Origin of the sequence: Alistipes sp. 56_sp_Nov_56_25 (genome assembly GCF_001915285.1) — a bacterium.
Lineage (GTDB): Bacteria > Bacteroidota > Bacteroidia > Bacteroidales > Rikenellaceae > Alistipes > Alistipes shahii.
This window is the reverse complement of the sequence record NZ_MNQF01000065.1, coordinates 1-19,598: the sequence shown is the minus strand read 5'-3', so window position 1 is coordinate 19,598 and position 19,598 is coordinate 1. Positions and strand designations below refer to the sequence as shown.

Here is a 19,598-nt window from a genome sequence, read left to right as displayed (position 1 = left end):
TTTTTCATTAGGAACAGTTCGAAATCACGCAGGTAGCCGACCGTAATTTCGTCGAAACGGATATTGGTCGAGCGGAACTGTTGCAGGAGTGAGAACGTGACCTTGTGTTTCGATGCCGAGCCGATTTTACCCACCGATTCCAACTGTGCAATCGTGCGGCGGAAATATTCGGCTATCGTGCAATAGACCCTCCGTCCGTCGGTTTCCAGCACATTGTCCAGCGTTACGGGGACCTCCAACGCTTCAAGCCGTTTGACGCGCTTGTCGTATTTCTCGATTTGCTCGTAAATCCGTAGCTGAACGGCGGGATTCTGCGTTTTAAGCGTTTGGGTGTCGAAATCCCAATCGTCGGCGGGGATATTGATTCCCGTGCTTACATAGCGGCTGCGGCGATTGACGGTAAAACGCAGGTAGATGTTCGTGGTGCGATTTTGATTGATGCGGTCTTTTCTGCAAATGGCATTGATGCTGACACTCATAATGTTGCGACATTATGCAGACAAGCGCGAGCGGTGTTTTACCGCCGTAAAACATGGTTAAACAAAAGGCAAAACATTCTTCGGAAAACGGCGCGAAAAAGGCATTCTGGAGAGTTTTATTTCGCACCCGCAAAAAGAAAAACGAGCGATAATTCATTGATTATCACTCGTTTCCTTTGAGCGGAAAACGGGACTCGGACCCGCGACCTCAACCTTGGCAAGGTTGCGCTCTACCAACTGAGCTATTTCCGCAAAAGCATGTTTCGTAATTGCGAGTGCAAAGGTAACTAAAAAATTCGAAACTCCAAATTTTTCCAATGTATTCTGCAATTTTTTTTACGATATGCCTGCCGCCGGGAGCTTCTACGGGAGCTTCTATTTGAATATCCGTATGCGCTCTTCCCAGGGCTTGAAACTCTTTTCCTGCGGCTCTCCGCCCGGCGTTCCGAACGGCATCTGGGCGATCAGCCGCCACGCTGCGGGCAGATCCCATTGTTCGCGCACTTCTTTGTCGATGAGCGGGTTGTAATGCTGGAGCGACGCGCCGAACCCGGCGTCTTCGAGCATCGTCCATACCGCCAGCTGGTGCATGGCCGAGGTGTGCTCCGACCAGATCGGGAAATTGTCCGCATAGGTCGGGAACTGTTCCTGCAGTTTCCGCACGACGGTCGTATCCTCGTAGTAGAGCACCGTGCCGTATCCCGATGCGAAACTGCGGTCGATCTTCTGCTCCGTGGCGACGAACGCCTCTGCGGGAATGATGGCTTGCAGGGTCCGTTTCACGATCTCCCAGAACGCTTTGTGCTGTTCGTGCAACAGGAGCACCAGCCGTGTCGACTGCGAGTTGAAGGCCGACGGGATGTGTCGTATCGCAAAATGAATGATTTCCTCGATCTTTGCGTCGTCGATCGGGGATTCGGGGGTCAGTTCATAATAACTGCGCCGGTGTTGCAGCGCGTCTTTCAAATTTCTCTCCATAGTCGTTGGCATGTTATTGTATGCCCTTTCGCAAAAATAGCACAACTTTTGGAAAAATGTGCGGATTACAACGTGAAATAGTATCTTTGTAGCCATGAAAAACATGATCGAAACATTTTCCGCATTGGGCGCGCGCCTGCTCGGTTTCGGCGATGACGATGCGACGCGCGCGGTCATTGACTCCGCCTGCCGTGCCAACGGCTGGTTTACGCCCGCCGACATCCGTCGTGCGGTGCGCGCGATCGCCTGCGACATGCTGCAACGCGAAAAGCTCGAGGCGTGGCTGGCGGACTACCCTGCCCTTCCGGTTGCGGAGCCGCGGCGCGTGCTGGTCGTCATGGCCGGAAATATCCCGCTTGTTGGTTTTTTCGACCTGCTGTGCGTGCTTGTGAGCGGCCACGGTTGTCTCGTGAAGCCCTCCGCCAAGGATTCCGTGCTGATGGAACATGTCGTGGGGCTGCTGCGCGAAATCGACCCTTCCGCGCCGGTCCGCCTGTACGACGGAACGTCGCCCGTCGACGCCGTGATCGCCACCGGCAGCGACAACGCCAACCGCTATTTCCGGGCGCATTACGCCGGCATTCCCTCCCTGCTGCGGGGCAGCCGTCAGTCGGTAGCCGTGCTTTCGGGGCACGAGACGCCGGAACAGCTTGCCGGACTGGCCGACGACATCTGGGCCTATTCCGGGCTGGGGTGTCGCAGCGTGTCGCTGATTTTCGCGCCGGAAGGATATGAACCTGCGCTTCAAATACCGTCTGTAAACGATAAATATATAAACAATTACAGGCAACAGCGAGCCTTACTGGAAATGCAGGGACGGTCGTTTGTCGATCTGGGATGCGCCGTGGCTGTCGAGCAATGCGCCTTTCCGGCGGCGTTGAGCCGGATCGCCTATGCGCATTACGCGACGTTGGACGAAGTGGCCGCATGGCTTGCCGGGCATGACGGTGAACTGCAATGCGTCGTCACCGGGTGTCTCCCCCACAGCCGCCGCGCCGGTTTCGGCTGCGCACAGTCTCCGGCCCTGACCGATTATCCCGACGACCGCGACGTTCTTGCGTGGCTTGCGGCGTTGGATTGACAAAAAGTGTTATATTTGGTGTCGTAACGAAACAATATTCTAAAAATACTACTGCAATGTCGATGGTTTTCCGATTCCGGATGTTGAGCGACGAAAACGACAATTTCGTGCGCGATTATGAGGCGATGTACGACATGACGCTGCTCGATTTCCATGATTTCATCCTTCAGTCGCTTGAGTACGAGCCTTGTATGGCTTCGTTCTTCACGGCCGACGACCGCTGGGAGAAGCAGCGCGAATTTACGAGCGTGGAGATGGACGACGGCTCCGGGGACGCTCCCGCGGCGATGGAGAGCGTAACGCTCGGCCAGGTCATCCACAACCGCCGCGACCGTCTGATCTATCTCTTCGACATGTTCGGCGACCGTGCTTATTTTCTGGAACTTACCGGAACCTTCGAGGCCGAGAAGGGCGCTTCCTATCCGCGTGAAATCTATGCGCAGGCCGCTGCTCCCGACCAATACGATCCGTCGAAAACGCGCGCGGAGGACGATGACGGGTCGATTTTCGGCGAAGTGATGAGCGAATTCAGCGATTTCGAGGGCGACGATAATTACGACGATGAGTACTAAACGGCTGCTGGTCATCGTCGGGCCGACGGGTTCGGGCAAAACGGATTTGAGCATCCGTCTGGCCGGCCATTACGCCGCTCCGATCCTTTCGACCGATTCCCGGCAGGTTTACCGGGGGATGCCGATCGGCACGGCACAGCCCACTTTCGATCAGCTTCAAGCGGTTGAGCATCATTTTATTGCCTCGCACGATATAAAGGATTACTTGAGTTGCGGGGAATACGAGGTGCAGGCCCTTGCGCGGCTCGAAAAACTTTTTGCCGGCCACGATTACGTCGTTGCCGTCGGCGGCGCGGGGCTGTATGTCCGGGCGTTGTGCGAAGGCATGGACGACCTGCCGCAGGCCGACGAATCGCTGCGCGAGGAGATGGATCGCTGGCTGGCGGAGGAGGGACTCGGAGCGCTTGCCGAGAAGCTCCGGGAGCTGGACCCGGAGTATTACCGGATTGTCGACCTCAACAATCCGGCGCGTGTCGTGCGGGCATTGGAGGTATGCCTTCAAACCGGCATGCCCTACTCCCGGCAGCGTACCGGCATACGGCGAGCGCGTCCGTTCGAAATCGTGAAAATCGGCGTCGACCTGCCGCGCGAGGAGCTTTACGACCGCATCAACCGCCGGGTGGACCGGATGCTTGCCGACGGTCTGGAAGCCGAGGCGCGGGCGCTGTACCCCTACCGGGAACTGAATGCGTTGCAGACGGTCGGCTACCGCGAGTTTTTCGATTACTTCGACGGGTGTATCGGCTATGACGAGGCCGTGGAGCTGATCAAACGCAATTCGCGCCGCTATGCCAAGCGGCAGCTCACCTGGTTTCGCCGCGATCCGGAAATCCGCTGGTTCCGGCCCGACGACGATGCGGCGATGATAAATTACATAGATTTTGGCAAATCGTAAATATTTTCGTACTTTTGCCGGCGTCTTTCGGCGAAAGACTGCGCCCGGATGGTGGAATCGGTAGACACGCCGGACTTAAAATCCTGTGGCCAGTAATGGCCGTGCCGGTTCGACCCCGGCTCCGGGTACAAGTAAAATCGCTTAATTTGTTGATTATGACAGGTTAAGCGATTTCTAATTTTCGGGTTTTCCCCGCATTTTCCCCGCAGACAATTTTATCTTTTTGGAACGAAGTGTTAATGTATTACTGAATTTGACATTAAGGTATATAAAAAATGTAATAAATTCAGATTTTCACTATATTTGTCGCGTCAGATATCTATTGCAATATGAATTCAAAAGTATTATTTTCTGCCGTGTATCTGTTGGCGGCAGTACCGTCATCTGCACAAACGGATGCCCCTTGGTTTTTGTCCGCTTCCGATTCGCTATGCGGAGTCCGTCTGACAGAGATTTGTGCGGCAAGAGGTAAAATTCCCCCCCCCCTCCCGAAAAAAATCTGAAATAATCGTCGCCGTCATCGACGGCGGGTTCGATGTTTCGCATACGGCTCTTGCGGATTTCATCTGGACCAATCCACGCGAACAGGCTGCTAACGGCCGTGATGACGATAAAAACGGCTATGTAGACGACATTCACGGCTGGAATTTCCTCGGCAATGCTGTTGGAGAGAGTCTTCGAAGGGCCGGCACGGAACCTTTCCGGGAATACAAACGGCTTCGGCCTCGCTTCAAGGACGCTGATACAAGCCGCCTTACTCTTTCGGCAAAGGCCGAATATGCCTATTATAAGCAGATGGAACGGGCCGCCCGGCTCGATACCTACATCAAATTTACCGAATATCAGCGTATTCGTTCCGATGCTTTCCGCATTTGCGATTCATTGATGCGCCTGAAATACGGTGATCGAGAAACAACGGTCGCCGATTTTCAGCGTCTTGAATTGGCCGACACGACCGGGCTTGCGCTGCCTCTGTCGATTGCGGCTTCCACACCCGTTATGTTCACACCCGACATGCCGTGGCACGAAGCGCTGGAAAAGATCGACAGCGAATATCGTTTGTCCGCCGTACGTGTGGCCAGCCTCGATTCCCTGAATGACGATCCTCATATAAAATTGGGCAATCGCCCGGACGATTTCCGGAATTTCCGTTACGGAAACAATCTTATCGGCGACGATCCCTATCATGGGACGATGGTTGCCGGAGTGATTGCGGCGTGTGCGGCGACGGCCGGGGAGTTGCCGCGCCCGGTAAAGATCCTCTCCGTCCGTGCCATTCCCGAAGGCGATGAATACGACCGCGATGTAGCTGCGGCAATCCGTTATGCGGTGGATAACGGCGCAGAGGTGGTGAATATGAGTTTCGGCAAGTACCTATCGCCTCACCGGGATGAAGTACTGGCTGCGATGAAATATGCCCGGAGCAAGGACGTATTGCTGGTTATGGCCTCCGGCAACGACGGCGTCAATGTCGATGTCCGTCCGATATTTCCGACTTGCCGGGACACGAAAGGACGCCGTCTGGAAAACCAGATCGTCGTGGGGGCCTCGACGCCCGACGGACGGGTCGCTTCTTTCAGCAACTACGGAGCGGAAAATGTGGATCTGCTCGCCCCCGGAGAAAATGTACGATCGACCGCTCCCGAGGGCGGATACGATACGGCGCAGGGAACGAGTATCGCTGCGCCGATAGTTTCCGGTGTCGCAGCGGTCTTGCGGAGTTTCTATCCCGATCTTTCGGCTCGTGAGATACGGGAAATTCTGATTCGTACCGTTACGCATTTTCCGGCGGACGAGATGCCTGTTCCCGGGAAATCCGAAACTTCCCGCATGATCCAGGGGCGTCAGGTCTGTCTCGGTGGAGGGATTCTCAATGCGCAGGCGGCCATGAAAGAGGCGTCGAAAATCAGCAAATTCGGAGAGCGATGAAACGGTTGCTTGTATTTTTAACGGTATGGAGTCTTTATCCGCTCTGTGCTCAGGAATCCTATATGGCGCGGGCCGACCGCTTTTCGTCCGATTCGCTCGGTGGATTGATCCGTAACCAATATGTTTCGGTTCAGTGGATCGGCGAGGAGTGCCGTTGGTTCCATTATACGTCGGATGACGCCGATGCACGCCGTTATTGGTTGGTCGATATCCGCACCTGGCGGAAACGCCCGCTGTTCGACAGTTTCTCGATGACGCGGCAGTTGGCCGCATACGCCGATTCATCACGGATGCCGACCCCGAAGGAGTTACGGCTCTACGGCCTTGAATTCGATTCTTCCGATCCCCGCGGTTTTACGTTCGATTTCAATAAGCACCGGCTGCACTACGATGGCCGAAATGGCAAACTGAGCGAAAAGCCCCGGCAGGATGCTTCCCGCGGGAATCTTTTCTCGCGGGGCGACTATCGGCGCAGCTACTCCGCCGACAGCTCGTATTATGTTACGGCTGTCGGTCATGACCTCATGCTCTTTCGCGGAGATGGAAGCGACAGTGTACGGCTGACCCACGACGGGGAGCGCTATCATTCGTTCTCCACCGGCGGGAACAACGTCGTCGGGCCGGAGGCGCGCAGCTCCGCCATCGGCCGCTGGATGGGGAAAAGCCATTATTACCTGCTGGTGCGCGAAGACAAGCGCGAGGTGGAGGAGCTCACGCTGGTGGACAACCTCGCCCGACCGCGCCCCAAGGCTAAAAGCTACAAATTTCCCATGCCTGGCGATGAGCATGTCGTTCAATACGATGCCTGGCTGGTCGATGCCGACAGCATGTGCATTCGGAAACTCGACATCGCCCGCTGGCCCGATCAGAAAGTCGAAGTTCCCCGGTTCAGCATGATCGCTCATACGGACCGTTATGCCTGGCTCGTTAGTCGCAGCCGGACGTGCGACAGCGTGGAACTGTGCCGGGTCGATTTCGCGGCGCACCGTGTCGAGCCGATTATCCGCGAGGTGTGCAAACCGGCCCAGAATGACCAGCAATTTTGTTTCCATATCCTGAATGAAGGCCGCGATATCCTCTGGTGGTCGGAGCGAACGGGATACGGTCATTATTACCTGTACGATGGAAACGGACGCCTGCAAGGGGCCGTCACTTCGGGCGCATACGTCGCCGGAAAGATCGAACGTATCGATACGCTCGCCCGGACGATCGTCTACGAGGGTTACGGACGGGAACCGGGTGTCAATCCGCATTACCGCTTTTATTACAAAACCGGATTCAACGGCGGCGAGCCGGTTTTGCTCACTCCCGGAAACGGCGAACATTCGGTGGCATTCTCTCCCGACGGACGTTTCCTGACGGACACTTGGTCGCGTATGGATCGTGCCCCGCGGCATCAGGTCTGCGACATGAAAGGCCGCGGCCGTATCGAACTGGAGCCGTGCGACCTTTCGGAACTCTATGCCCGCGGATGGCACGAACCGGAAGTCGTCGAAGTGCTGGCTGCGGATTCCGTGACCCGGCTCTATGGCATCGTCTACCTTCCTTTCGACCGGGAACCCGGGCGGAAATACCCGATCATCAGCAATGTCTATCCCGGCCCCCATGTCGATCTGGTTCCGCAGGCCTTTACCTTGGATGACAACTACAATCAATCGCTCGCACAGCTGGGATTCGTCGTCATAAATTTCGCCTACCGCGGCAGCGGCCCCTGGCGCGGACGCGATTTCCATACGTTCGGCTACGGGAATCTGCGGGATTATGCTTTGGCCGACGACATGGCCGCGATCCGGCAGATTGCAGCCCGCTATCCTTGCGCCGATATTGAAAGAGTCGGAATTTACGGACATTCCGGAGGCGGTTTCATGACGGTCGCCGCCATGCTGAACCATCCGGAATTTTACAAGGTCGGGGTGGCTGCTTCGGGGAACCATGACAATAATATTTACTCCCAGTGGTGGGGCGAAACTTTCCACGGAGTAAAGCAGACCTGGGGGAAAGACGGGAAACCGCATTTCGAATGTCATATTCCGACCAACATCGAATTGGCCGACCGGCTGGCCGGACGGCTGCTGCTCATCACCGGAGACATGGACAACAATGTGCATCCGGCATCTACGGCCCGGCTGGCCGATGCGCTGATCCGGGCCCGCAAGCGTTTCGACATGACGGTCATTCCCGGAGCGGATCATGGTCTCGGGAACTCATATTATGTAAATCTGATCCGCTATTATTTTACGGAACATCTTCTCGGGTTGCCTCAGCAGGAGATCGATATAGTCAAACACAACTAATGGATAATGCGTATGAAGCAAACTTTAAGAAATTTTTTACCATTCGTATTTACGTCATTGTTACTTGTAACGATACTTCCTGCCGTCGCTGCTTCTGAGAGCGAGGGGAACAAACATCCGGTGTGGGGTACGGTCAAGGATACGAATGGTGTACCGCTTGTCGGTGTGTCCGTGGTTGTCGTAGGAACGCATTCCGGTGTGAATACTGATATTAAGGGTACGTTCCGGATCATAGTTGCCGACGGCGCTACGTTGCGATTCTCATACATTGGTTATGAACCGCAGGAACTCAAGATAAAGCCTGATCGGGTCGGTTATGATATAACGCTCAAGGAGCAGTCCACGGACATCGGACAAGTCGTCGTGACAGGCTTTGCCAAAACTGAGATTCGCAAAAGCACCGGTTCGGTTGCCGTGATTGAAGGAAAAGATCTCAAGACTTCGCCTTTGGAGGGAGTAGACAAACTGTTGCAGGGCAAACTGGCCGGAGTGAGCGTGCAATCCGTATCCGGCCGTCCGGGCGAAGCCGTGAAGATCCGCATTCGCGGAACGAGCACCATCACGGGCAATGCCGAACCGCTGTGGGTCATTGACGGCGTACCGATGCAGAAGGAGGTCCCGACACCTCCTGTTTCCAACACGCAGATTCGCTCCGGAGACTTTTCGAATATTTTTGCTACGGGCATCGGTGGGATCAATCCTAACGACATCGAGTCGATCTCCGTGTTGAAGGACGCTGCCGCTGCCGCAATTTACGGATCTCAGGCTGCCGGCGGTGTGATCGTGGTAACGACCAAACGCGGCAAGTCGGGACCTACGCACGTCAACTATTCGGGAACCGTATCCATTCAGACGCGGCCTGTACGGTCTGCCAATTTGATGAACTCACGCGAGAAACTGGCCTGGGAGCAGGAATTATGGGACGAATTTGCAGCTGCCGGTTATGCGAATAATCTTCAGGATGGCAAAAGTTACTATCCGGTTGTGGGTATCGTGGGCATGATTCGTTCGGGATACGGCAAATATAAGGGATTGAGCGTCGCAGAGCAGGATGCCAGGATTGCGGAACTGGGCAGCCATACGACAGACTGGTTCGAGGAACTGTTCCGGACGACAGTTTCCACAAGCCACTATCTCTCCATTTCGGGAGGTAATCCCAAAATGGCCTATTATCTCTCAATGGGATATGGTAACGATCAGGGCATTGTGTTGAAAAACTCGTACGACCGTTACAATTTCAACGGCAAGATCGATGTAACACCGAACAGAGTCGTATCGTTCGGTATCAGTACGGATTTCTCCTATCAGACATCCAAGGCACCGTCGAGCAATGTGGATATGTTCAAATACGCCTATTTCGCCAATCCCTATGAACGCCCTTATAACGACGACGGTTCCTATCGGGCTGACGAGACTTATTTTTCCTTGAGTGAAATCAATGGAAGCTATACGGTAGCGCTTCCCGAAAACGGATTCAACCTGATGCGGGAGATCAATGAGACTTCGGCCAAGAGTACCAGCGGAAACTTCACACTGACGGGAAATACGACGGTCAATATCACCAAGGATCTGAAGTTCGTGGGTCTGGCGTCGTTCTCCTATATTTCGGATCACGGGGAGAATATCAATGGAAAGAATACCTATGCGGCATGGATGGATCGGCCGTTCGAAAACAATACGACGACTTCGAAACGAATCTATGGTTCCATTTATCAGACTTCGACATACAATACCAATTATATGTTACGGGGACATTTCGCCTATGGACATACTTTCAACGAAATACATCGGCTCAATGTGTTGGCCGGAGCGCAGATCAGCCGGAATTACGCCAAGACGATTTTTACCAAACGTTACGGCTACGACCCCGTTACGGGCAACCACTCGACGCCGCTTTATCCTGCGAGCGGAAACAATTCGGTGATCGATTACGATAAACTTGTCAGTTTCGGGAAGACCCTCGATAATTCCACCGGGCAAGCTATTACGGAAAACGCTATGGCCTCGTTCTACGGTACGATCGACTATATCCTGCTCAACCGCTATGTTTTCAATGCCTCGGTAAGATCCGACGGATCGAATAATTTCGGCAGCAAGGAGCAGTTCAATGCTACCTGGTCGGCAGGTTTTTCTTGGAATATAGACGAAGAGTCGTGGATGAAAGGGAAAATCTCGGATGTGATCAGTTCGATGACGCTCCGTTTGGCCACAGGTTATACGGGCGGTGTCAATAAGTCGGTCTATCCGGTAATCATCATGAAATACGATAACACGTTTCGAATTTCCGATACGGATTCCTACCGGATGGGGACTATTTCGAATGCCCCGAATCCGCATCTGAGCTGGGAGAAGACCTGGGATATCAAAGCGGGTCTGGACATCGGATTTTTCAAGGATCGTTTGCGATTGCAGGTCGAAGCATACAACCGTAAAGGATACGATCTCGTGACTTCTTCGCGCGTGAATTCGGCAGTCGGATTTATTTCGCAGGGATATAATACATCCGAACAGGTGAACCGGGGAGTCGAGTTCACTTTGGGGGCGACGATTCTGCGTTATAAGGATTTTGCGTGGAATTTTACTGCCAATGCGGCTTACAATATGAACAAACTGACCAAATACGTGTCGCCCAACAGCGGTATCTATGGTCAGTATTATGTAGGTTATCCCCAGGGGATGATCATCACGGGCAAGAGTACGGGCATCGATCCATCGACGGGATTCTACAATTACGAACTGCGTCCCGATGCGAAAATAAACGAAGTCGCGGACTACCGGAACATGCAAAACTATCTTTTCTATGTAGGTACATCGACGGCTCCCTGGACGGGCGGGTTCAATACGTCCGTTCGTTACAAGGGGCTTACGCTCAGTATGAACGGTGTGTTTTCGTTGAACGGCAAAGTGCTGAACGATATCGTATCCCCCGCATCCTACAGTTCGGTGAGTGACCGGAATATGACCGGTGTGGATAAGGAGCCCATTCCCAACTCCAAATACGACCTTTATGTCAACCATCTCAATGTCGTGCGTGATGTAACCTATCGCTGGACTCCGGATAATCCTGTTACGGACGGTTATCCGCGTCTGATCGACATATACGGAGGGCGCCTTTACGATCAGAACGGCAATCTTATCGCCCAGAGTCTTCCTTCCGAATCAAGAGTTACGAACTGTCTGTTGCTGGAGAATGTTTCTTATTTGAAAATCAGTTCCCTGACATTGCTTTACGACCTTCCCGGCGCGTGGGTGAAGAAACTTCACATGCAAAATTGCAGCGTGTCGTTTACGATGAACAATCTGGCGACGTTCACGAATTACTCGGGGCTGGACCCTGAAACTCCCGGTGCGGTGTACCCGCAATGCCGCTCCTATTCGATCGGACTTTCGATCGGATTTTAATTCCGAAACGGTAATTTCAAAACAGAGAGTATGAAAAAGACATTCACAGTGATTGCACTCGTGTTATTAGCCGTATCCTGCAACCGCTATTTGGATATAAAACCTTACGGACAGACCATCCCCGAAACAGCCGAGGAATTTTCAGCGTTGCTCCATGCGCATCTCGACGAGATCGATTACGGAGAGGAGGTCGTGATGGGCGACGGATTGGAAATGGCCGATTTGGAGTGTTATGCCGATAACCTGGCTGCTAATCTGACTCAATATCCCGGAGGAAATTATATTTCGCTTTACATAGGAGAGCAACTTTCCGCTAAGCAAACTCTGTATACGAATCTTTATGCGGTGATTCGGGATTGCAACATCATAATCGGTTATCTCGAAGACCGGAGCAGCCGGCTCGGGATGGACGTGCTCGGTACGGCGTATGCCCTTCGCGGTATCTGCTATTATAATTTGCTGCGCAACTTCTGTCAGGCTTGCAATCCGGATAATCCGGGGCCTGGTGTACCGTTGGTTACAGAATTTGATATGGAGGCGAAGCCTACTCGCAGTACTTATAACCAGACCGTCAAACGGATCGAAGAGGATTTGAATAAAGCGATCGAATACGACATTCAGGATGAGATCTACCGCTTCAATTCCGATGTCGCCAAAGGCTATCTGGCCCGGCTCTATTTCTGGACACAGCAGTATCGTTTGGCAGCTCAGTATGCCTCGGAGTTATTGGAAAAATATCCGTTGCTCGATGCGGAACCTTACAAGGCGATGATCGGGGAACAGATGGCCAAGAGTGGCAACATGATCTTCAAGGCACAGATTTATGCTGGATCTTCGGAATCTACAGCGCTGACGAATTCAAAGAATTATTTGAAAAACAGACCTTGTTCCCGCCTGTTTTACGATCTTTTCGCCGAAAAGGAAAAAGATGTGCGTTTCACGCTGTCGATCGATGCCAAAAGACTGCCGGCTAAGAACCTGCTTTCCTGCCTGCGAAGCGCTGAATTGCAGTTGATTCTAGCTGAGAGTTACTATCATAGCGAAGAACCCGAAAAGGCCCTTGCTGCTTTGAACGAACTGCGACGAAAGCGCATTGCCGATGTCTCGGACTACACGATGCAGACTCTGCCTCCGGTCGATCACGACGATTTGATTCAGGTCGATGCCAAGGGAAATGCGCTGACTCCGCTGCTGTATGCTATTCATTGCGAACGCCGCAAGGAACTTTTCCTTGAAGGAGATCGCTGGTACGAACTCAAACGTAACGGATGTCCGGAATTCTGGGTCGCCAAGCAGGGACTGAAATACACGACTTATTCCTGGATGTATACTTTCCCGCTTTACGCTCCCGATATTCAATTGGTCGAGGGGTTGGAGCAAAATCCGGGGTACGATAAAATGGAATAAAAGAATCAGGATTATGAACAATACGATGAAAAGACGAATGATTGCGTTTGTCGCAGCGATTGCGGCTGTTGTGTCGCTGAGTGGCTGTGATGACAACTATGATGAGACGCCGCCTTTGGCTAAGGATTATTTGACGAAATACATTATGCCCGACGGTGTATTTCTCGGGAATGAGGATTGGGCGCAGATCGCAAGCGAAGAAGATGAATATGAAGCCTTTCTGGAAGGTTCGAAATAACTGTTGAACAAACCTTTATTAATTAAAACTTTGGTTATGAGAAAATTTTTATTTGCATTGCTCGCGGCGCCGCTGTTATTCGGCGCTTGTTCGGATGACAACGATGAATCGACGCCTACGCTTTCTTTTGCGAAGCCGGTGCTCGCGCTTTCGACAGGTTCTGTAACACTGGATCTGCAAGTCAGCGGTGTAGATTTATCATCGCTTGCGTCGCCCGTCACCGTTCCCGTTGCTTTCTCGGGTACGGCTGTCAAGGGTTCCGAGTATTCCGTATCGGCCGAACAATTCATATTGGGAGGTAACAATCAGTCGCTTTCGATTACGGTAACGGCTTTGGACAACTACGACGAAGCCAAGGAAATCGTCGCGACGTTGGGCTCGGTGGCTGACTTTATCCCCGGGAAAAATGCCACGGCGAAGATCAGTCTGGGAGTGAAAGGTAAAATTATGTATTCCTTCTCTGTCAAATCCATGACCATGGGTGAGACCGGTTCCGTTCAGTTGGATCTTTATACGGCTACGGGGGCAAAATATACTGCGGAGCAGGATATCGTCATTCCCATTGAGATCGCCGAAGGTTCGACGGCTGTCGAGAATACCAATTTTACGTTCGAGGGGGCTAAACAACTGGTTGTCGCTCAGGGTAAAAGTTCAGGTGCCATTACCCTTAAAGCCGGCACGCTGGAAACCGGAAAAGACAAGGTCGTTCTGAAAACCGGACTGGAGAACAACAAAGGATTCGTCCGGGGACAGTATAACGAGATTACCGTAACGATTTTCGGATCGTATTTCAGCAAACTGGAAGGTACATGGAAAATGAGTGCCGAAGGTAATTATGATCCTATGGAGTATGCCAATCTGAATGGAAGCAGTTCTGAATACGACAAACCTACGTTCGACGCCGATATGGCTGCTTTACCCGCATATAATGCAAAGGACCGGTTGATTTTCACGGAAGAGGGTCTTACGACCTCGCTTGAATCGACCTTGAAAAACTTCTTCCGGGAGAATTCGGGTATCTCGAATGGTGGCGAATTTACATTATACAGCATGTCGGGGAAAATTCCGGTTCAATTAATCCTTCTGGATAATGTAAATCGCTATTTTTCTGCAATAGAGCAGAGTCAAGATACAGAAGCTTATATTGGAGTCCGTTTTAAGGATGGAGATGCCAATAAAATGGAGATGTATTTTATTGATTTTGATTCAAAATCATTTTTGATTGATAAATTGTATTACGAAGAAAATAAACCGACCGCTCAATATTATCCTTATATTTCCTTTACATTCGAGCGAGAGACTGAATAAGTCAGCCTTTTTCGTTATAACAAGGGGCTGTCTAATAAGTCCCTGAAATTGAAATCACCCTCGTCAGAGCTTGTTCTGGCGAGGGTGAAATCATTAAACCGGACTTGTTAGATAGTCTCTTGTTATATTTATTTTACTTATGCTTTGTATTGATTTACCAGTGCTCTTAAAGTTTCTTCTCTTATAAGACCGACTGCTTTGGCAACAATTTTATTATTTTTAATAATTAGAGTGGTAGGTAATGTGTTTACACCGTATTTTGTTGCAATATCTTCTCCTGCTTGATCGATGTCAATACGTCCAAAATGACATTCTTTATTTGTATAATCATTTGCAACTTTTTCAAATATTAAGCGATACCTCTTACATGGACCATTCCATGGGGCTGTAAAATACATCACCAATACCCCAGGTCCCTCTGTTGACCAGAATTCAACTTCACCCTCGGTCAGGAGGTTAAATACGGCTACTCGTGTTTGTGCCAAAGGACTCATATTGCGAAATAATTCGAGTAATTGCGAATTTGTCAATGGTATTGACACGTGTTCGATTGTAGTGGTTTCGGCTTCTAAAAATGTTGACTGGTTTGCAAATTTCGGTTCTTCGACCTTGCAAGATACGAGGTATAGAATAATCCCTAACAATAAGACAAGTTTCTTCATAAATTGAAAAAATTAAAATAATTATTTGACTTTATAGCTTTCTATTAATTCTGTTAGTGCTTTTTCACTCAATATTTCCACAAAGGTAGCCACAACCTCTCCATTTTTAATTATAATAGTTGTAGGAATTTTAGCAACATTGAATAGTTCTGCCAGTTCTGGAGATTCATCCACATCAACTTCCAAGAAACGACATACACTGGCAGTGTATTTTTCTGATACTTTATGATAAATGGGCTTATACATTTTACATGGTCCACTCCATGTCGCTGTAAAACAGACAGCAACCAGAGAAGTATTCAAATAGCTCTTAAATTCTTCTAAACTGCTTACTAAAACAACCGCACGAGTCTGTACAGTAGTTAATGTGTTATACAACCCAATAATTTGTGCGTCGGTTAACGGAATACATACATGCTCAATGTTGGACTCTGTAGTCGTTAATTGAGAGTCGGCATTTTTCTCTATTTTACAAGAGGAAAAAAAATAGAGATTACCATAATAAAAGAAATAATTTTTTTCATAAAGCGTTAATTTTATTAACATTCTAAATGTATGAAAATAAAATGAAAAATACAATAGAATGGAAAAATATTTTTCCTGCCACCCAAAATCGATCCGAATACAAACTTTAACACAGTTTGATTTACGCCCCACCTACTGTTGAAATCGAGATTATTGAATCTGGAATTATTTTAATTTTGTTGTCGCAATATCTCAGCATCGTCGAGTAGTTTTTTCGCTTTCCGCTCCTTAACAGTCGCCTGCTCCAACCGTTCAGCCTGACGCCTTACGGCTTCTTCGTACCACTCGACTTGGTTTCGGACGGTATCGCGTATGGCCGTGTGCTGCTCATCCCTGAATATCGTTTCCAACTCCATAAGCTCCTTTTCCTTGATCTCACCACGCATTTTCACGTAGCGGTATTTCAGGTCGTTCGCAGCTAATAGCCGATTATTCTCTGAGATTCGGTAAATGAATGCGCCTTGGAGGAAAATACATCCCAGCATGGCGAACATCCTTAGAAATGTTTTCGAGGAATTGATGTCGAGCGTATAAGTATGTCGATGCTCCTGCACGGGCAGGGCGTCGGTTCTTTTCAATGCTTCGACGGCCTGCCCGACCTGCTCGATCAATGTATGCGTATGCTGGTTATCTTGATTGATTGTTCCCAGTTTACCAGCTAATTGCGCCAGCAGCGTGTTATATCTGTCGGTAAATTCCCGCTCCTGCTCGGTTTTTACTCCGGGCAAGGCCGTATGCCGTTGCAGGCGTTCGAGCAGCTGTGCGATCTGCCCCTGCGAGAGCTCTGCGGCCTCTATCAGCCGTTCGATCCGTTCCAGCTGTGCATTCTCCAGACCCATGGTTCCTACACTGCCTGCTTTGGCGTTTTTGATGGCTTTGACAAGCGTTTCCTTGAGGTCTTCGTACATTTCGATCGAGAGGTCCATCTTATTTTCGTCGTTCATGGTTTTCCGGTTTTAAGGTTATATTTTCATTTTGGCTCTTTTTTTCTGTTCTTCGAGTCTGCGTCGGTGTTCCATCGCAGCTATTGCCATCGCCTCGGCCGCGGCGTTGAGCAGCGCCGTGATTCGTGCGATATGCTCTTCGGGACTTTCTCCCGGCTTGCGCTGCAACTGCTCGGCCGACACTCCGCCGGGCGAATTGGCCGGCGGCAGCTGAATACCCCCGGCCTTTCCAAGGTTGACCGATAGTGGCTCTTCGCGCGTACTGCCGCCACTTCTGCCCATGTTGCCGAATAACCCTGCAAATGCCGAACGGTAATTGCCTGCCGCCGCCGAGAGGTTCCCGAAGAGCTCGGCCCGATGCAGCGCCTGCTGTTGCAGGTGGGTGAACCGGTTGTCGAGTTTCGTAAAGCTGAATGCCCTGTCGATCTTCGATCCGGAGAACTCGAAGCCGTTTTTCGAGAAGAGGATACCCTGCTTGCGGTCGGTATTTCCGCAATACTTGTAACGGACGCCGATGTCCTGTTCCTTTAATTTGCCTTCCAGTTCGTTCCAACTTTTGCTCTTGGGCAGACAGCCTTTGATCGCATCGTGGATTTCGTATCTGGTTTTGTCGGGTTCGCGCAACCGCTCCCGCCGTACGTCGTCCTTTCCCGGTGCGAGATACAATCCGTACTTCTCGGTCAGCTCCCGGCAGACCTTGGCGTTGCGGATCTTGATGTTCCTGTCCGATATGGTCTGCCCGTTGTTCCCGACCCGGTTGTAGACCAGATGGCAGTGCGGATGGGGCTGGTCGAGATGGCGCACCAATAGATACTGCGTATCGGTGATGCCCATCTTTTGCATATACTCCTTTGCGATCTGCGTCATCAGGGCGTCGGTCATCCGCGGGGCGTCTTTGGGTGAGAAAGACAAGGAGATATGGCCGACATTGTTTTTCAGCCGTGGGTTCAATAAGGTCTGGTCTTTGAAGTCCTGCACCATGTCCTTCACTTCCGGAGGCATAATGCCTTCGGCTTCCAAGATCCGGGATTCTTCTTTCATCACATAACCCACCGTCCCCGAAAAGGACGAAGCGGATATTACCTTACCGACCATCGCATATCTGCTTCAGGAGTTTTTCGATAGCCGTGACGATCGCATCCAGTTGTTCGCGGGTGATCCGTGCTCTTACCGTTCCTCGGTCGATCAGCTGGCGCAGGACTTCGGCAGGCGGTTGTCCTGCTTCGCGGCAGAGGGCCGAAAAGCGGAGTTTCCGTTCGGGGCTGAGCCGCGTGCTGACGACGTATTTGCGGATGCGGCCGATACTGACTTTCGGGCGTCCGCCCTGTTTGCTGTATGTTTTCTTTGGTGTTTCCATGATAAGTGGTTAAGCATTTTTTGTTCAGACCAGCGGGATTTTACGCCGACCAGCGGGGAAGGCGCAGTTTTCGTCTACGAAAACACAACCTTGCCTTCCTTAAATCTTTACCCCTTTCCGACACGGTGGTTCAATTTCCGCCCTTTCCGCTTTCAGAGCTTGCAGATTATTCCGACAAGAGTGATCTTGCTTATCGGATATAGTTTTCGTGGTCTTAGGTCGGTCTTTTATGCGGGCGATCAGATAGTCGTTTACGTCCTTGTGCCCGCTGTAAAAACTGCTTTGGTCGATTACCTCGCTGCGGGGGCAAAGACGGATCAGATCGGAGGTCGTTTTACGCCCGGCTTCGTCGTTGTCAAAGAAGGCGTGAATCACCGGATGCCGGGAGAGAAACGGAACGGCTTTGGGCAGGTTGACGACCGAGTTCAGAACCGCGGCGTCGATGCGCAGTCGTTCGGGATGTTTCAGCGAAAGATAAGCGAGAAAATCCATAAATCCCTCGAAAGCGATCACCGTGTCGGAACGGTTGTCGAGGGTGGTGATATGTTTGGGCGAGGAGCCGCCTTTGAACCGCTCGGAGCGGAGCTCCCACCCTCCGGCATCGTTGCGGAACCCGACGGCGAAAAAGGCGCGGCCGTTTACCTCGTAGCGGACCTCGCGGCAGAATGCCGCGGCGACTGACGGGACGATGCCGCGCGAGGCGAGATAACCGACCAATGCCGGATGCCGGAGCGAAGCGTCGGAGAGGATGCGGAGCGTGGGGACAGTGGCCGAACACACGACCGGCGATACCCCGCCAACGCCAAGAGGCTCACCAATACCCGGTGAAAGAGAAGCAATCCCTGTGTCTCCTTTTTCACCGTTTTGCAGCCGTCGGACCGCTTCGCGGCTGTCGCACCGCTCCAACCGCATTACGAGGGTGCGCAATGTGCCGCCTTCGCCCAGTCCGAAGTCGTACCAAAGATTTCGCACGTAGTCCACTTTGAAACTCGGTGTACGCTCTTCACGCAAAGGGGAAAGATACATGCCGTAGCCGTTGCGTTCGTATTTGGGCAGAATGCCCCGCCGTGCGAGGAATTGCCTGATGCTGATATTTTTCAGATCATTCATAATGTTTGTTTTTCGAAGTTTAGCGATATTGCCTTACTACCTACTACATTTGCGTAATCGCTTGATAAACAATTTGCTATGCGCAGTAGTGAAGTGCATGGCAGCTTACTACCGTAGTAATTGACGTAGTGGCGTAGTAAGATGTCGTAAGGTGTGTATTTTGTATTCTGCTACACGTCTGCTTGTTCTTTTTCAATGTTTTGCAGCTGTGTGTAGTAGCGTAGTAACTACAGTCCGTAAGAGACGAAAGGATTGGGTGTGATCTTCTCGATGGCCCAGCCGTAGATGGGATTTCCGTTGACACGTTTCGAACGTCGTTCGAACCCGGCCTTGCGCAAGGCTTCGCCCATGCGTTTCTCGGAGAGGTTCAGCGACGAATAGCTGCGCAGATAGTCCAGAATCTCCACGGTGGTCATA

At 51.4% G+C, this 19,598-nt stretch carries 17 protein-coding genes, 2 tRNA genes and 1 pseudogene; 10 read left to right on the top strand and 10 right to left on the bottom strand.

Features of this window, described 5'->3' with window-relative positions; all coding sequences use genetic code 11:
* From BHV64_RS12120 to BHV64_RS12110, 3 genes are all read right to left on the bottom strand, one after another.
* The coding region (locus tag BHV64_RS12120) for a phage integrase SAM-like domain-containing protein (RefSeq protein ID WP_288116104.1) at positions 1-479 on the bottom strand (479 nt) is incomplete at its 3' end.
* Between the two features lie 179 nt (positions 480-658).
* A tRNA-Gly gene (locus BHV64_RS12115) sits at positions 659-731 on the bottom strand.
* A gap of 123 nt (positions 732-854) precedes the next feature.
* Entirely contained in the window at positions 855-1,457 is a 603-nt protein-coding gene (locus tag BHV64_RS12110; protein ID WP_217727519.1) for a nitroreductase family protein, read from the bottom strand.
* 94 nt (positions 1,458-1,551) lie between these two features.
* Between BHV64_RS12110 and BHV64_RS12105 the strand changes: the two genes are divergently transcribed.
* The 10 genes from BHV64_RS12105 to BHV64_RS12060 all read left to right on the top strand — a co-directional run bounded on the left by BHV64_RS12105 (position 1,552) and on the right by BHV64_RS12060 (position 14,583).
* Positions 1,552-2,538, top strand: a complete 987-nt coding sequence (locus BHV64_RS12105; RefSeq protein ID WP_217727518.1) for an acyl-CoA reductase — start codon at positions 1,552-1,554, stop codon at positions 2,536-2,538.
* Positions 2,539-2,594: 56 nt separating this feature from the next.
* On the top strand, positions 2,595-3,110 hold the full coding sequence (locus tag BHV64_RS12100) for an IS1096 element passenger TnpR family protein (protein WP_022062382.1): 516 nt from the start codon (positions 2,595-2,597) through the stop codon (positions 3,108-3,110).
* Positions 3,100-4,005 carry a tRNA (adenosine(37)-N6)-dimethylallyltransferase MiaA gene (miaA, locus tag BHV64_RS12095; RefSeq protein WP_217727517.1) on the top strand — a complete coding sequence of 302 codons (906 nt, stop codon included), beginning with the start codon at positions 3,100-3,102 and terminating at the stop codon, positions 4,003-4,005. The genes BHV64_RS12100 and miaA overlap by 11 nt, the downstream gene beginning before the upstream one ends.
* Positions 4,006-4,047: 42 nt before the next feature.
* Positions 4,048-4,133 (top strand) — tRNA-Leu (locus tag BHV64_RS12090).
* A 328-nt stretch (positions 4,134-4,461) separates the two neighbouring features.
* Complete coding sequence (locus BHV64_RS12085; RefSeq protein WP_276770588.1) at positions 4,462-5,934, top strand: S8 family serine peptidase; 1,473 nt, start codon at positions 4,462-4,464, stop codon at positions 5,932-5,934.
* Positions 5,931-8,228: a S9 family peptidase gene (locus BHV64_RS12080; RefSeq protein WP_288116103.1), complete on the top strand. Its 2,298-nt coding sequence runs from the start codon at positions 5,931-5,933 to the stop codon at positions 8,226-8,228. The genes BHV64_RS12085 and BHV64_RS12080 overlap by 4 nt, the downstream gene beginning before the upstream one ends.
* Positions 8,229-8,240: 12 nt before the next feature.
* Positions 8,241-11,630, top strand: coding sequence for a SusC/RagA family TonB-linked outer membrane protein (locus BHV64_RS12075; protein ID WP_229092136.1), 3,390 nt, complete (start codon positions 8,241-8,243; stop codon positions 11,628-11,630).
* Positions 11,631-11,660: 30 nt separating this feature from the next.
* On the top strand, positions 11,661-13,037 hold the full coding sequence (locus BHV64_RS12070; protein WP_217727682.1) for a RagB/SusD family nutrient uptake outer membrane protein: 1,377 nt from the start codon (positions 11,661-11,663) through the stop codon (positions 13,035-13,037).
* A 13-nt stretch (positions 13,038-13,050) separates the two neighbouring features.
* Positions 13,051-13,275, top strand: a complete 225-nt coding sequence (locus BHV64_RS12065; RefSeq protein ID WP_015548030.1) for a hypothetical protein — start codon at positions 13,051-13,053, stop codon at positions 13,273-13,275.
* Between the two features lie 36 nt (positions 13,276-13,311).
* Positions 13,312-14,583, top strand: a complete 1,272-nt coding sequence (locus BHV64_RS12060; protein WP_015548029.1) for a hypothetical protein — start codon at positions 13,312-13,314, stop codon at positions 14,581-14,583.
* Between the two features lie 137 nt (positions 14,584-14,720).
* Here BHV64_RS12060 and BHV64_RS12055 read toward each other — a convergent pair whose 3' ends face one another.
* From BHV64_RS12055 to BHV64_RS12025, 7 genes and pseudogenes are all read right to left on the bottom strand, one after another.
* Entirely contained in the window at positions 14,721-15,245 is a 525-nt protein-coding gene (locus tag BHV64_RS12055; protein ID WP_083810264.1) for a thioredoxin family protein, read from the bottom strand.
* 21 nt (positions 15,246-15,266) lie between these two features.
* Complete coding sequence (locus tag BHV64_RS12050) at positions 15,267-15,791, bottom strand: thioredoxin family protein (RefSeq protein WP_217727683.1); 525 nt, start codon at positions 15,789-15,791, stop codon at positions 15,267-15,269.
* A 149-nt stretch (positions 15,792-15,940) separates the two neighbouring features.
* On the bottom strand, positions 15,941-16,714 hold the full coding sequence (locus tag BHV64_RS12045; RefSeq protein ID WP_217727684.1) for a hypothetical protein: 774 nt from the start codon (positions 16,712-16,714) through the stop codon (positions 15,941-15,943).
* Positions 16,715-16,732: 18 nt separating this feature from the next.
* The gene (locus BHV64_RS12040; RefSeq protein ID WP_288116102.1) at positions 16,733-17,809 is read right to left on the bottom strand and encodes a relaxase/mobilization nuclease domain-containing protein; all 1,077 of its coding nucleotides are present in this window, start codon (positions 17,807-17,809) and stop codon (positions 16,733-16,735) included.
* Positions 17,799-18,071, bottom strand: a complete 273-nt coding sequence (locus tag BHV64_RS12035; RefSeq protein WP_288116101.1) for a plasmid mobilization relaxosome protein MobC — start codon at positions 18,069-18,071, stop codon at positions 17,799-17,801. The genes BHV64_RS12040 and BHV64_RS12035 overlap by 11 nt, the downstream gene beginning before the upstream one ends.
* 99 nt (positions 18,072-18,170) lie before the next feature.
* Positions 18,171-19,181 (bottom strand): toprim domain-containing protein, encoded by a 1,011-nt coding sequence (locus tag BHV64_RS12030; RefSeq protein ID WP_217727920.1) that lies wholly within the window; start codon positions 19,179-19,181, stop codon positions 18,171-18,173.
* A 227-nt stretch (positions 19,182-19,408) separates the two neighbouring features.
* Positions 19,409-19,598 (bottom strand): annotated as a pseudogene (locus BHV64_RS12025) (VapE domain-containing protein); the annotation flags it as partial.